This window comes from Halomonas sp. SIMBA_159 (assembly GCF_046536035.1).
GTDB lineage: Bacteria > Pseudomonadota > Gammaproteobacteria > Pseudomonadales > Halomonadaceae > Vreelandella > Vreelandella venusta_A.
The window spans coordinates 1-252 of the sequence record NZ_JAWJBT010001114.1 but is presented as its reverse complement, the minus strand read 5'-3'; the positions used below and the strand labels follow the sequence as shown (position 1 = coordinate 252).

General features: G+C 31.3%; 1 protein-coding gene. It reads right to left on the bottom strand.

Features of this window, described 5'->3' with window-relative positions; translation table 11 throughout:
* A partial coding sequence (locus R0J87_RS22730; protein ID WP_498889187.1) for a hypothetical protein occupies window positions 1-252 on the bottom strand: 252 nt, incomplete at both ends.

Here is a 252-nt window from a genome sequence, read left to right as displayed (position 1 = left end):
AGATTGGTTTTCTAACTGAGATAATTGTTCTAATAACTCTAACTTTTTGATAATCTGTTGATAGTTTTCCACTTCTGATTTTAGCTTTAACCAAGATTGCCATTTATCTGCCTGATATTTTAACCCCGCATAAATAATTCCGGTCACAAATACAGAAACTAGAAAACTAATCAGTAAAATTTTCAGATCAGATAAGTTTGTTAAACGCCACAGCGTGATTAAAATGAGTGGGAAACAGAAAACTAAACTAAG